This is a genomic window from Chryseobacterium arthrosphaerae, from assembly GCF_001684965.1.
GTDB classification, from domain to species: Bacteria; Bacteroidota; Bacteroidia; order Flavobacteriales; family Weeksellaceae; genus Chryseobacterium; species Chryseobacterium arthrosphaerae.
Window position 1 is genome coordinate 1,447,824 of record NZ_MAYG01000001.1, and the last position, 12,974, is coordinate 1,460,797.

The window sequence follows — 12,974 nt, forward strand, 5'->3', positions numbered from 1 at the left end:
TTATTACTCATTACCAATGTTATGAAATCCATTGATCGTCTCCGAAGTTCGGTTTTCTTTTTTCCAGGAATGCATTTCTTCCTTCTTTAGCTTCCTCGGTCATATATGCCAGACGGGTTGCTTCTCCTGCAAATACCTGCTGACCAACCATTCCATCGTCTGTAAGGTTCATGGCGAACTTCAGCATTCTGATAGAAGTCGGTGATTTTGCAAGGATTTCCTGAGCCCATTCGTAAGCTGTATCTTCCAGTTCCGCATGAGGAACAACTTTGTTTACCATACCCATTTCATAAGCTTCCTGAGCGGAATAGTTTCTTCCTAAAAAGAAGATCTCACGGGCTTTTTTCTGTCCTACCATTTTAGCAAGGTAAGCAGATCCGTACCCACCGTCAAAACTTGTCACATCAGCATCAGTTTGCTTGAAGATCGCATGTTCTTTACTTGCTAAAGTAAGGTCACACACTACGTGAAGAGAGTGTCCGCCACCAACGGCCCATCCCGGAACCACAGCAATCACTACTTTCGGCATGAAACGGATCAGACGCTGTACTTCAAGGATATTCAAACGGTGTCTTCCGTCTTCTCCTACATATCCCTGATGCCCTCTTGCTTTCTGGTCTCCTCCACTACAGAAAGCCCAGCCACCGTCTTTAGGGCTTGGTCCTTCTCCTGAAAGCAATACCACTCCTATGGAAGGGTCTTCATAGGCGTCATAAAAGGCATCGTATAATTCTGAAGTTGTTTTTGGTCTGAAAGCGTTACGCACTTCCGGTCTGTTGAAAGCAATTCTTGCTACTCCGTTAGATTTTTTATAGGTAATATCTTCGTATTCCTTAGCGGTTTTCCACTCGATCATCTTATAAAAATTTTTCTCAAAGATACGGAATTACAGAGAATTTCCGAGGGTGAAATTTAAGGTTCACCTCTATAAAAGAGAGAAATTTTGAATGAAGAATTCCGGTGTAAATATTTTCAGCAGAAACAGCCTATTCAGTCACTCCCGGCTTAACCTAACAGGTTTTTGAAACCTGTTAGGCTTGTAGGGGTAAGCGCCTTTGTCATCATACTAATTTTAAAACAAAAAACCGGAACATTTCTGTTCCGGTCTTTATATTTGGATTATCAAAATGATTATTTTGCTCCAGCGGCTGTCAATTCAGCTTCTTTCGCTTTCATTTCTTTAACTTTATCCATGTTTTTGGTTACGATATAAATTTCTTTCAATGCAGTAACCGCATCAAGGCTTTTTGGTGCCGCCTTGTACCAACCTTCAGCATATGGCAAAGCTTTGTTGAACCTTTCTCTTCTCTCATCGATCAGTTTGGAAGCTTCGTCCGGCTTATCTTTTCTCAAAGCATTAATCTGCCCAACGATAGCAGCATCATCACCAATAGTAGTATATACAAGGTTCTGGTGTGCATCAGCAAAATCCGGCTTAAGCTCGATTGCTTTTTTGAATGAAGCCAAAGCATCGTTTACCGTCGCTGGAGTTTTAGCCTGCATTACCCCTAAGTTGTACCAGTTTGTAGCATCATTAGGGTTCTTCGCCAACTGTTCTTTCAGACCTGAAACGAATTTATCCGTATTTCCAGACTGAAGATATGCTGTAGTCTGAGCTTCTTTAAGCTTAGCATTGTTTGGATATTTTGCCAATCCTTTTTCAATGATTGTAAGCGCTTCAGTTGACTTCTTAGCATTCAGAAGCAATGAAGACAAAGTCTCATATAACTCAGGCTCTACACTTTTTGTCTGCTCTGTTTTGAAATCGGTATAGTCCGGGTTTTTCTTCATAAGCTCCCATGTAGCTTTATCAAGATTCACCACCTGACCTGTTTTCTTTTCTTTTGCTGTATAAGTAGTTTCTACTCCTGTAAATCCGGAATTAACCAGGTCTGTATATATTTTGATAGATGCATCACTGTTGTTAGCCAATGCGTGGCTAAGTCCTGCATAATACATATATATTTTATTATCCTGACCGGTAGATTTCAATAGGTCATAAACCTCTATAAACTTAGGAGCTGCTGCTGCATAATTTTTTGCATTATAAGCATCCATAGCTGTTTTGTTTGCTGCCTGAAGCTGCGCATTCAAAGCATTTGCATCTTTATCTTTCTGTCCGAAAACAAAAGCAGATGCCACGATAGCCATTCCTAAAATCAGTTTCTTCATAATAACTATTTTATATTAATTGTACATTTATTCTTCAGAATCAGAGTTCTCAGTTTCCTCACCCTGAGGGGCTGCATTATCGTCTTCAAGGTTATCAAATAGTGTTCCTGTTCCTTCCTGAATTACACCTTCAGTGCCTTCAGCATCTTCAAGTTCTTCGGAATCCTCCTCTACATCTTTATCCATTTCTACTTTTGCAATGGCTGCAATTTCGTCATTTTTCTTAAGGTTGATCAGTTTTACCCCTTGTGTATTTCTACCCATTACTCTCATTTCGTCCATTCCCATTCTGATGGCAACACCGGACTTATTGATGATCATCAATCCGTCTTCATCTGTTACATTCTGAATAGCGATCAGATTTCCTGTTTTTTCTGTAATATTGAGGGTAATAACTCCTTTTCCTCCTCTGTTGGTAATTCTGTAGTCTTCTACTGCAGTTCTCTTTCCATATCCTTTTTCAGATACTACAAGTACTGTTTCGTTCTCTACGTCATTCACAACAATCATACCAATAACTTCATCATTATCTTCCATAGCTATACCACGCACCCCGATAGATCCTCTACCTACTTCTCTTACTTTTTCTTCAGGGAAACGGATACATTTACCGTTTTTAGTAGCAATCATAATCTGAGAGGTCCCGTTGGTAAGGTAAGCTCCCAACAACTGGTCATTATCTCTGATCTCAATAGCATTCACCCCGTTTACTCTCGGTCTGGAGTATGCTTCCAGTGAAGTTTTCTTGATTGTACCGTTTTTGGTTACCATCACAACGCTCATCTGATTTACATATTCTGAATCTTTCAGGTTATTGGTTCTGATGTATGCTTTGATTTTATCATCCGGCTCAATATTGATAAGGTTCTGTACAGCTCTACCTTTTGCCGTTTTGGATCCCTCAGGAATTTCAAATACTCTTAACCAGTAACATCTTCCTTTTTCTGTAAAGAACAGCATATACTGGTGGTTGGTTGCAGAAACGATGTACTCAAGGAAGTCAGAATCCCTTGTTGTTGCAGCTTTGTTTCCTACACCTCCTCTACTCTGGATTTTGTATTCCGAAAGGGATGTTCTCTTGATATATCCTGCGTGAGAAATGGTAAGAACTACAGATTCGTTCGGAATAATATCTTCAATAGACATTTCTCCTCCTGAGTAATCGATTTCAGTTCTTCTTTCGTCACCGTATTTTTCTTTTATCTCAATAAGCTCTTCCTTGATGATCTGGAATCTTCTAGGCTCATTGGCCAGGATATCTTCCAAATTAGCAATTTCTTTCATGATGGCATCGTACTCATCACGGATCTTATCAAGCTCCATTCCGGTAAGACGTGCCAGTCTGAGATCAAGAATAGCCTGTGCCTGAATGTCAGACAGCTCGAATGCTTCGATAAGTCCTTCTTTCGCAGCCTGAGGGTTAGCACTGTGACGGATAATGGAAATGGCTCTGTCTAAAGCATCCTGAGTTCCGATCACCTTCATGAATCCTTCCAGGATATGCGCTCTTTCTTTTGCTTTTTTAAGCTCAAACTGGGTTCTTCTTACAATTACCTCATGTCTGTGCTCTACAAAGTGGTGGATGATATCTTTAAGGTTCAGCTGCTCCGGTCTTCCGTGTACCAATGCAATATTGTTGACACTGAAAGAGGTCTGAAGTGCTGTATATTTATATAAAAGATTCAGAACAACATTAGGTATGGCGTCATTTTTCAATTCATAAACAACACGCAATCCTTTTCTGTCCGATTCATCTCTGATCTCGTGAATACCTGGAATCTTTTCATCTTTTACAAGCTCTGCCGTTCTGGCGATCATCTCAGCTTTGTTTACCTGATAAGGAACTTCGGTAACGATAATAGCGTTTCTGTTTCCAATCTCTTCAAAGTTTACTTTCGCTCTCAGAACTACTCTTCCTCTACCTGTGTGGAAAGCATCCCTTACACCGTCATATCCATAAATGATCCCTCCTGTAGGGAAATCCGGTGCAACGATGTGCTGCATCAATTCATCGATGGTAACATCTTTATTATCAATATAAGCACAGATGGCATCTACAGATTCTGAAAGGTTATGTGGCGCCATATTGGTTGCCATCCCTACTGCAATACCTGAAGCTCCGTTTACCAAAAGGTTAGGAATTTTAGTAGGCATTACTGTTGGCTCCTGCAAACTGTCGTCGAAGTTATTCTGGAAATCAACTGTTTCTTTGTCTAAGTCTGAAAGAACCTCATCAGAGATTTTTTTCAATCTTGCCTCGGTATAACGCATTGCTGCCGGTGGGTCACCGTCCATAGATCCGAAGTTACCCTGTCCGTCTACCTGCGGATAACGCAAGCTCCAGTCCTGGGCCATTCTTACCATTGCATCATATACAGAGGAATCTCCGTGCGGGTGGTATTTACCCAAAACATCCCCAACAATTCTAGCAGATTTTAAATATTTTCTATTAGAAAAAACCCCTAATCCATACATACCATAAAGCACTCTTCTATGAACGGGTTTCAAGCCGTCTCTTACATCCGGTAACGCTCTTGAAACGATAACCGACATCGAATAATCGATATAAGACGACTTCATTTCATCAACAATGTTGATAGGAATCAGTCTTTCTCCTTCTTTTTGCATAAACAAATTTTATTATAATGATAGTCAGACCCTTAGCTGAAAGTCTGAAAATTATTTATTTTGAATTTTTATTAACGGGCTAATTTACGAAAAAAATGCCGATTTTTGCGCTAGAATTTATCCACAAAATCTTAAAAATTCATAAAATATGAGCGTATTGAGTATAACTTTCCACTGCACGAAAAATAATCTGGAAGAATGGGAAAATTATATTGATGAAACCCTGATTTTAATGACTGAAAATCTAATGGATGTCAACAAATATATTTTATCTGAAGTTCACAGTGATTATATTGATGAAGGAAAAAATTATAATCTCCTGCTGGTCTTTGATAATGATGAACTGAGACATGATTTTCTTGAAAGCGAGCTTAAAAATATAGCCGAGCGCATTGAAACCAGGTTCGGGCAGGAAGTCCTGATCTTTGATACACTTTTGAATCCGAAAAAATCGAAGCTGTAATATATAAACAAAAAAGCACTGAGAGTTCAGTGCTTTTGTTTTATCTGTGATGTCTGTGACCACGGCCTTTGTGATGATGGCCCCGATCTTCATAGATGTATACTGTTTTTACATGGCCCGGTGCATAATATCTTGCACTTCCTCCGTAATACTTTTTGGCGTGTCCCGGCGGCATTCTTCTTCCATAAGGCTCATGAACAACACAAGAAGAAAGCATCAGCATTACCACCCCAGCTCCCAAAATTTTAAACATACTTTTCATTATTCTCACTTTTTCAATTTCGATAGCGAAATATATCAATGATAATGCCAAAAAAATATTAAAATAAACATTGCGTGGGTAAATGCAACTTTAAATTCTTATCCTGCTAGTAACGATGCCTTTTTTTCACCTGACCCGGAGCATAATCTTTTGCGCTTCCACCATATATTTTTTTAGCCTGACCCGGCGGAATTCTCTTAGGTCCTCTTCCATGATCATGAACAATACATGATGACAGCATAAACATCACGATAAGAGCTCCTGTAATTTTAAACATATTTTTCATTATTTCACTTTTTCAAACTTAGTTATTCAGTAAATCAAGCTTGATGCCAAAGAGTATTGATCATTTAAAGCCTGTTTTCAAATCCTAAGGTCTGATTATATTCTTTCACTTCTCTTTTCCATCAGAACGAGATCTTTCCATTGCCCATTCAGGTTTCCTATTTTCTTTCGAATGCCTACCATTCTAAATCCATTTTTCTGATGCGATTTGATGGCCATTTCGTTTTCAGAAAACAGATTGGTCTGTAAGGTCCAGAATCCATGATCTTCACTGTCCAGGATTATTTTTTTCAGTAATATGGAACCGAGTCCCTTTCCCTGATATTCGTTATCAAAATAAATGCTTACTTCAGCTACTCCTTTAAAAGATTCTCTTTTGCTTACCGGTTTTAAGGCACACCATCCTACGACGGTATTATTTTCATTTTCCAGTACCCAGCGGCAGTCATTGAAATATTCCATACTCCAGGCCTCTGCGGTAGGAACTTCTGTTTCTAAAGTAGCGATCCCGCTATCCACTCCCTGTTTGAAAATCTCCAGCACTCTGGCTTCATCACTGGGAAGCATTTCTCTTAATTCGTAATTCATCAATTTAATGGTATTTTCTTTTGTTTTTTCTTTTAATTCTTGAATAATGGGTCTGTTTGCTCTTTTCATCTTCAGAAACGACACTGATATTGCCGTCAACCTCCAGAACGGATATTTTCACATTCTTTATATCCTCAATCCCATGTTCCCTTATTGCTTCCTCCAATTCTCCCTGTGTAATCTTTACCCGGTTCAGTGCCGACTGGTCTGCAACGCCATCCCGGATAAGCACTACCGGTTCATCTTCCATAAATCTCTCAAAGGAACGGCTGGAAAACATGAATCTCTTCAAAAGGAAATTAGCTACAAACAAAACCAATGCCGCAACAATTCCTCCCTGCAAAGAGGTATCCGGTCCTACCATAGCATTTTGAACCGCATTAGAGATCAGAAGCAAGAGCACTACATCTCCTGCATTAAGCTGGGAAAGCTGATTTTTGCCGAATAACCGGATGGCAATCACCATAAACAGGTAAACGCAAAGGGAACGAACAGCAACGTTAAGAATAGGATCCACCATTTTTTTATCTCCTCAAATGTATTGATTTTTTACTATTGTATGAATGGATTTATGTAAAATGTGTTTATGACAGATTACAGAGACAAATCAGCAAAATCAACGGTTGCTTATTATTATAATTTTTTTGTTTTACGATTCTTTGGTATAGGTTTTGGAAATAAGTCTGAAGAATATTGTAAGAATGATAAAATCCCTATTTCTTTATTTAAGCCTCATACTCTGCCTTACAGCCTGCAGCAAAACAGAGCCGGTATCTGCGGACAGAAAAGCCATCACTGAAAAAATTAACCGCCTGTATGATCAATATGGTTCATCCAATGAAGCAGTCTACAATCAGCCTATACCGGATGATTTATTTTCTCCGGAACTGAAAAAACTACTGGAAACCGCTATAAATACCTCCAAAGCCGATATAGAAAAAGTGAAAAACAGCGATCATCCGGATGAAAAACCATTATTATTTGAAGGGGCTATTTTTTCAAGTTTGTATGAAGGTTACAGCAGCTACACCCTACAATCGATCGATATAAAAGGTAATACAGCAGACGCAGTTATAGATTTTGAACACTCAGATGTTACAGATAATCCGGCAGCTTCATCCAAAATATTGTGGAAAGACAGGATACATCTTGTGAATATGGAAAACAAAGGATGGAGAATAGACAATATCAGCTTTGATCAAAAAATAGCAAACTCAAAGGATCTTAAAACAAGTCTGACTGATTTTACTCAGGTTATCCAACAATAAAAAACCGCTTCCTGGAAGCGGTTTATCTTTTTATGGACATTGAACGATTGGAACTTCGCTGCAAAATACTTTATTTGCCCATTCGCAATACGTACAATACTGTTTAGGCTGCCCTCCGTACACTGACTTCAAATCTACTTTAGTCAGCTTCTTTAAATTTTTCATATAGTTTTAATTTATGGTGTGATAAAATTAAAACGAATACCACTAAGCTTTCTTACAATTTAATGATTTATGTTTTCATTATTCACACTTTTTTGATAAAATATCTATGAAAATTTCACCACCATTCCGTATTGGATACTATCTGTTATGAATTTCGACGGTTACGGGCATTACATATGTATAGGCTACCATATTATCTGTCAGACTTTTACGGTCTACTCTATAATCCAGCTCGCTTAAAACGCTTTCAATTTCTTTACTTACCGTTTTACAGTCTCCATTTGAGTGTACATTTACGATCTTTCCGTTTTTTGCAATATCAAATTTTACTACCGAATTGACAGTTCCCTGTTTATAGTCAGGATTGGTAAGATCAAAATTGGCGGCCAATCTGTTTCTTATATCATTAAAAGTTTCGTTCCTGTTCAGTTGAATTTCCTGGATGGTATTATGATCTGTAGTTTGTGCTTTAACAGTGTTCAGTACAGCTGCAAATCCGCAAACGAAAAATGAAGCCAACAATATTTGAATTTTATTTTTCATAACTAACTGGTTTTAAGAATTATACTTAACTTATTTTGTATCTCTTACCCAAAGTTATTAAAAATAATTCATATTAATTTCACATTGAGTTAACATTGAGTTAACATTGGAATTTAAATAATTGATTATCAGTGCTATAAAATTTAAAAATAATTGAAAATTTAATATTAGAGATTAAATAATCCTCTCATTTCCTTCAAATGATTCTCATATCCATAACCGTAAATATGCAAATCTGTTGCTTCCAGAAATGGATTTCCCTCTACATTTATAAAATATAAAGCATAGTTTTCCATAATTGATTGAATGCTACTCAGATCTTCTATTTGATTATGTTTCAAGTTGATATATTCTATTCCTTTTCCGTCAGGAATATTTTTCATTCTATTAATCCAATTATTTCTGATATTAAGTTTTTTCAAATCCATATTTTTGAATAAGGAAAAATCTATTTCCATTAAATGATTAAAAGAAAGATCTAAGGTTTTTAATTGATTATTATTTTGAATATGATCAATCTCTTTGAGTTGATTCTGCATCAAATATATTTCTTCCAGATTCTTAAGCTTTTCCAGTCCTTTTGTTTTAGTGATTTTATTATTGTGCAGATCTATTACTCTTAGCGCTGTATTATTCAAATCTTTAATTTTCACAATCCTGTTTTCGCCTAGATATAAGACTTCCAGCTGTAATTGGTTTTCTAAATTTTCTACAAGTTCAATGGAATTCTTATAGAGATTTAAATATAAAAGGCTCTTAAAATTGGTCAATCCTTTTATCGAGCTAATTTTATTACCGGAAAGATTAAGACCAACTACTTTTCCTTTATTGACAAGATATACATTCCTTTTATCAAAGCTTACAATTTCTTCTTTGCTGTGTGTCTCTTCTATCTGGATATTGTAAATTTTTTCTAATTCTAAAATTTCCTTGGGCTTCATTACTGATGTTTTCATAAAAATAAAAAAAGAATCTGCTTTCGCAAATTCTTTTGTATAAATGATGATCTATTCAGATCTATTACTGTCCTTTTATAATTCTTTTGGTTTCAAGTTCATCAATAATAAACTGGGCATCACTTTCAGAAATATATTTACTTTCATACAGCCAGTGAATCCTTGCTATTTGTGTTGGTATAGGAATCAGATTATCAACCTTATAATATTCTTTCAGATAATAATCTCTTTTGCATTTTCTGATTTCGGCAATAAAAGAATCAACCTCCTCCATTTCTTTTTTAAAATAAGAGAAAATAATTGGTTTTGCAGCAGCAAGACTTTTAGAGCTTGCAACTTTGAATTCATTGTTACATAATGCAGTTATAATAAGAGATGGTATCATAGCGAGTACAAAAACAATCATTCCCGATGATGTTGAGAGCTTATAACTTTCATTGATAACTATGGTTAGCAATATAGAATTGAAGACTGCGGATATAGCAATGGCCAAAAGTACCCAATCTTTTGATTTTCGGAATACTGTCTCGTCATCATAAATATCTTCAAAATGAACCTTATATTCATGAAGTTCTTTGGTAAAATTGTTCTTTACAAAGACACCATCTTCCTTAATTTCAAAATAGGTTGAGTTTCTTCCGTTCTTTTGCACCAGTGTTTTCATATAAAGCTATTATTCCAATTCTCTTTTCAAGAACTTCCCTGTCAAGCTTTTCTTAGATTTCACAATTTCTTCAGGAGTTCCCTGGGCTACAATCTGGCCGCCGTGCTTCCCTCCTTCCGGACCTACGTCGATAATATGGTCGGCTAATTTGATTACGTCCATATTATGTTCGATGATAATGAATGAGTTTCCGAGTTCAACCAATTGATTAATGGCATCCATCAGGATTTTCACATCTTCAAAATGAAGTCCTGTTGTAGGCTCATCAAGGATATAAAGGGTATTTCCGGTTTGTCTTTTCGCAAGCTCGGTTGCAAGCTTGATACGCTGTGCTTCTCCTCCTGAAAGGGTTGTTGACTGCTGTCCCAGGGTAATATATCCCAATCCTACATCCTGTAGTGTTTTCACTTTCGCAAAAATCTTAGGAATCGGCTGGAAGAAATCTACTGCTTCATCAATGGTCATATCCAGAACATCAGAGATTGATTTTCCTTTGTAACGAACCTCCAGGGTTTCTCTGTTGAAACGTTTTCCGTTGCAGGTTTCACAGTGAACGTATACATCCGGAAGGAAATTCATTTCAATGACCTTCAACCCGCCTCCCTGGCAGGTTTCGCATCTTCCGCCTTTTACATTGAAAGAGAATCTTCCCGGTTTGTATCCACGGATCTTACTTTCCGGCAGTTCTGCGAAAAGGTTTCTGATATCTGTAAACATTCCGGTATAGGTAGCCGGATTGGAACGTGGTGTTCTTCCGATCGGAGTCTGGTCTACATCTACAATCTTATCGATGTTTTCAAGGCCTTCAATCTTTTTGTATGGCAAAGGTTCCTGAACCGCTCTGTAGAAATGTTTGTTAAGAATAGGATACAAAGTCCCGTTGATCAGTGAAGATTTTCCACTTCCTGAAATTCCTGTTACCACCACCAGTTTTCCAAGCGGAATATCCAGGGTTACATTTTTAAGGTTATTTCCTGTAGCGCCTTTTAATATGATATTTTTTCCGCTTCCTGGTCTTCTTTCTGCAGGAATTTCTATTTTTCTTTTTCCGTTGATATACTGAGCGGTGATGGTATCAGCTTTCAGGAGATCTTTCGGTTTCCCCTGCCAAAGGATTTCTCCACCGAATTTTCCGGCTCTCGGGCCAATATCCAATACCTCATCGGCTTCCAGGATCATATCTTTATCATGCTCCACCACCAATACGGAATTTCCGATATCTCTCAGGTTTTTCAGGGAATGGATCAGTCTTTCATTATCTCTCTGGTGAAGCCCGATACTTGGCTCATCAAGGATGTATAATACATTCACCAACTGAGAACCGATCTGCGTTGCCAGACGAATCCTTTGGGACTCTCCTCCTGAAAGGGTTCTGGAGCTTCTGCTTAAGCTCAGATAATCTAATCCCACATCCAGTAAGAACTGAAGCCTGGTTTCGATCTCTTTCAGAATTTCATGAGCTATGATTTTATTTTTTTCTGAGAATTTATCTTTCACATCCGTCAGCCATTCTTTTAAATCGGCTAAGCTCAATCCGTTTACCTCAGCAATATTTTTTCCATCAATTTTAAAGCTAAGGCTTGAAGACTGAAGACGGGTCCCGTTACATTCCGGACAAGTCTCTTCTGTAGTAAAGTGTCTTTCCAGTAAGATCGCTTCATAAGATTCTCTTTCATCAATGATTTCCTCCATGAAAGTGATTAATCCGTCAAAGCTGATCTTTATTTTCTTGGTAATCCCTGCATATTTCAGGTCTTTATTAAATTCTTTATGGCAACCGTTATAAATATAATCCAATGCTTCTTCCGGAATATCCTGAAGCGGAGTTGTCAGCCCCAAACCAAAGATTTCAAGAATGTTCTTGATTTGTGACAGGATCCATTTATTGGATTTTATGTCTTCCAGGGGGAGTAAACCTCCCTGATTGATTGACAGTTTCGGGTTGTCTATAAAGTAATCCGTATTGATCTTTTTGATCGTTCCCAGTCCTTTACAATTCGGGCAGCTTCCCTTGGGTGAGTTGAACGAAAAAGTATTAGGTTCAGGCAATGCTAATGAATGCCCGGTTTCAGCATCCATCAGATTTTTTGAGAAATATTCGATATCTGTACTCCCCAGCTTCTGAATTCCGATAATTCCCTCGCCCATTTCCATCGCTGTACGCAGGGATTTTTCCATTCTGCCTTCTGAAGCGCTTTCCCCGATAATCCAGCGATCGATCACAATGTCGATATCGTGGGTTTTATAACGGTCAAGTTTCAGATCATATTCAATGTCCTGCAATTCGCCGTCAATTCTTGCCTGTCCGTACCCTTTTTTGGCCATCTGCACAAAAAGTTCATGGTAATGCCCTTTTCTGGAACGTACCACAGGGGCCAGCAGCATGATCTTTTCTTTTTTATAGTTTTGCTTGATGGTTTCCAGAATCTGATCTTCGGTATAACTTACCAACTTCTGGCCTGTAGACAACGAGTACGCATCTGACACTCTTGCATATAAAAGACGTAAAAAGTCATATAATTCTGTAACCGTACCTACAGTGGAACGGGGGTTCTTATTGGTCGTTTTCTGTTCAATGGCGATAACCGGGGAAAGCCCCTCGATCTTATCTACATCCGGACGTTCCAATCCTCCCAGGAACTGGCGTGCATATGCTGAAAATGTTTCGATATAACGGCGCTGTCCTTCTGCAAAAATTGTATCAAAAGCGAGTGATGATTTCCCACTTCCGGAAAGCCCGGTAATCACAACAAGTTCGTTGCGGGGGATCTTAACGTTAATGTTCTTCAGGTTATGTTCACGTGCTCCGTAAACTTCTATATATTCTGTTGATTTGCTCATAATTCGGAGTGACTTTGTCTGAAAATCACAACGTGCAAAATTACGGATTTTTATGGAATTTTTTCGAATTTCAAAGGGTTAAAATTTTTATAATAAAGCTTTGTTTCTAACGGTTACGATTGTGTATTTGCAACAATGC

The 12,974-nt window shown here is 37.8% G+C and carries 14 protein-coding genes; 2 read left to right on the forward strand and 12 right to left on the reverse strand.

Annotated elements, in window-relative coordinates:
* Window positions 1-19: 19 nt before the first annotated feature.
* The 3 genes from BBI00_RS06575 to gyrA form a co-directional block, all read right to left on the reverse strand.
* Window positions 20-856, reverse strand: coding sequence for a 1,4-dihydroxy-2-naphthoyl-CoA synthase (locus BBI00_RS06575; protein ID WP_065398011.1), 837 nt, complete (start codon window positions 854-856; stop codon window positions 20-22).
* A gap of 275 nt (window positions 857-1,131) precedes the next feature.
* Complete coding sequence (locus BBI00_RS06580; protein ID WP_065398012.1) at window positions 1,132-2,172, reverse strand: tetratricopeptide repeat protein; 1,041 nt, start codon at window positions 2,170-2,172, stop codon at window positions 1,132-1,134.
* 27 nt (window positions 2,173-2,199) lie between these two features.
* Entirely contained in the window at window positions 2,200-4,800 is a 2,601-nt protein-coding gene (gene gyrA / locus BBI00_RS06585) for a DNA gyrase subunit A (RefSeq protein ID WP_065398013.1), read from the reverse strand.
* 148 nt (window positions 4,801-4,948) lie between these two features.
* On the opposite strand from gyrA, the gene BBI00_RS06590 reads away from it, so the two are divergent.
* Window positions 4,949-5,263 (forward strand): DUF4286 family protein, encoded by a 315-nt coding sequence (locus BBI00_RS06590; protein ID WP_065398014.1) that lies wholly within the window; start codon window positions 4,949-4,951, stop codon window positions 5,261-5,263.
* Window positions 5,264-5,303: 40 nt separating this feature from the next.
* Here BBI00_RS06590 and BBI00_RS06595 read toward each other — a convergent pair whose 3' ends face one another.
* The 4 genes from BBI00_RS06595 to BBI00_RS06610 form a co-directional block, all read right to left on the reverse strand.
* Window positions 5,304-5,516, reverse strand: coding sequence for a hypothetical protein (locus tag BBI00_RS06595; protein WP_228394730.1), 213 nt, complete (start codon window positions 5,514-5,516; stop codon window positions 5,304-5,306).
* A gap of 115 nt (window positions 5,517-5,631) precedes the next feature.
* Window positions 5,632-5,802 carry a quinol oxidase subunit 4 gene (locus BBI00_RS06600; protein WP_317225899.1) on the reverse strand — a complete coding sequence of 57 codons (171 nt, stop codon included), beginning with the start codon at window positions 5,800-5,802 and terminating at the stop codon, window positions 5,632-5,634.
* A 104-nt stretch (window positions 5,803-5,906) separates the two neighbouring features.
* Window positions 5,907-6,398 (reverse strand): GNAT family N-acetyltransferase, encoded by a 492-nt coding sequence (locus tag BBI00_RS06605; RefSeq protein WP_083988530.1) that lies wholly within the window; start codon window positions 6,396-6,398, stop codon window positions 5,907-5,909.
* A gap of 4 nt (window positions 6,399-6,402) precedes the next feature.
* Window positions 6,403-6,915 carry a DUF421 domain-containing protein gene (locus BBI00_RS06610; protein ID WP_083988531.1) on the reverse strand — a complete coding sequence of 171 codons (513 nt, stop codon included), beginning with the start codon at window positions 6,913-6,915 and terminating at the stop codon, window positions 6,403-6,405.
* A gap of 184 nt (window positions 6,916-7,099) precedes the next feature.
* Here BBI00_RS06610 and BBI00_RS06615 point away from each other — a divergent pair, with 184 nt between their 5' ends.
* The gene (locus BBI00_RS06615; RefSeq protein WP_065398018.1) at window positions 7,100-7,666 is read left to right on the forward strand and encodes a hypothetical protein; all 567 of its coding nucleotides are present in this window, start codon (window positions 7,100-7,102) and stop codon (window positions 7,664-7,666) included.
* 30 nt (window positions 7,667-7,696) lie between these two features.
* Here the strand turns inward: BBI00_RS06615 and BBI00_RS23775 are convergent, their stop codons facing one another.
* The 5 genes from BBI00_RS23775 to uvrA all read right to left on the reverse strand — a co-directional run bounded on the left by BBI00_RS23775 (window position 7,697) and on the right by uvrA (window position 12,835).
* The gene (locus BBI00_RS23775) at window positions 7,697-7,831 is read right to left on the reverse strand and encodes a bacteriocin-like protein (protein WP_083988440.1); all 135 of its coding nucleotides are present in this window, start codon (window positions 7,829-7,831) and stop codon (window positions 7,697-7,699) included.
* A gap of 138 nt (window positions 7,832-7,969) precedes the next feature.
* Entirely contained in the window at window positions 7,970-8,374 is a 405-nt protein-coding gene (locus tag BBI00_RS06620; RefSeq protein ID WP_065398019.1) for a hypothetical protein, read from the reverse strand.
* A gap of 167 nt (window positions 8,375-8,541) precedes the next feature.
* Entirely contained in the window at window positions 8,542-9,315 is a 774-nt protein-coding gene (locus BBI00_RS06625; RefSeq protein WP_165602497.1) for a leucine-rich repeat domain-containing protein, read from the reverse strand.
* Between the two features lie 79 nt (window positions 9,316-9,394).
* Entirely contained in the window at window positions 9,395-9,994 is a 600-nt protein-coding gene (locus tag BBI00_RS06630; protein ID WP_065398021.1) for a hypothetical protein, read from the reverse strand.
* 9 nt (window positions 9,995-10,003) lie between these two features.
* Window positions 10,004-12,835, reverse strand: coding sequence for an excinuclease ABC subunit UvrA (gene uvrA, locus BBI00_RS06635; RefSeq protein WP_065398022.1), 2,832 nt, complete (start codon window positions 12,833-12,835; stop codon window positions 10,004-10,006).
* Window positions 12,836-12,974: the final 139 nt, after the last annotated feature.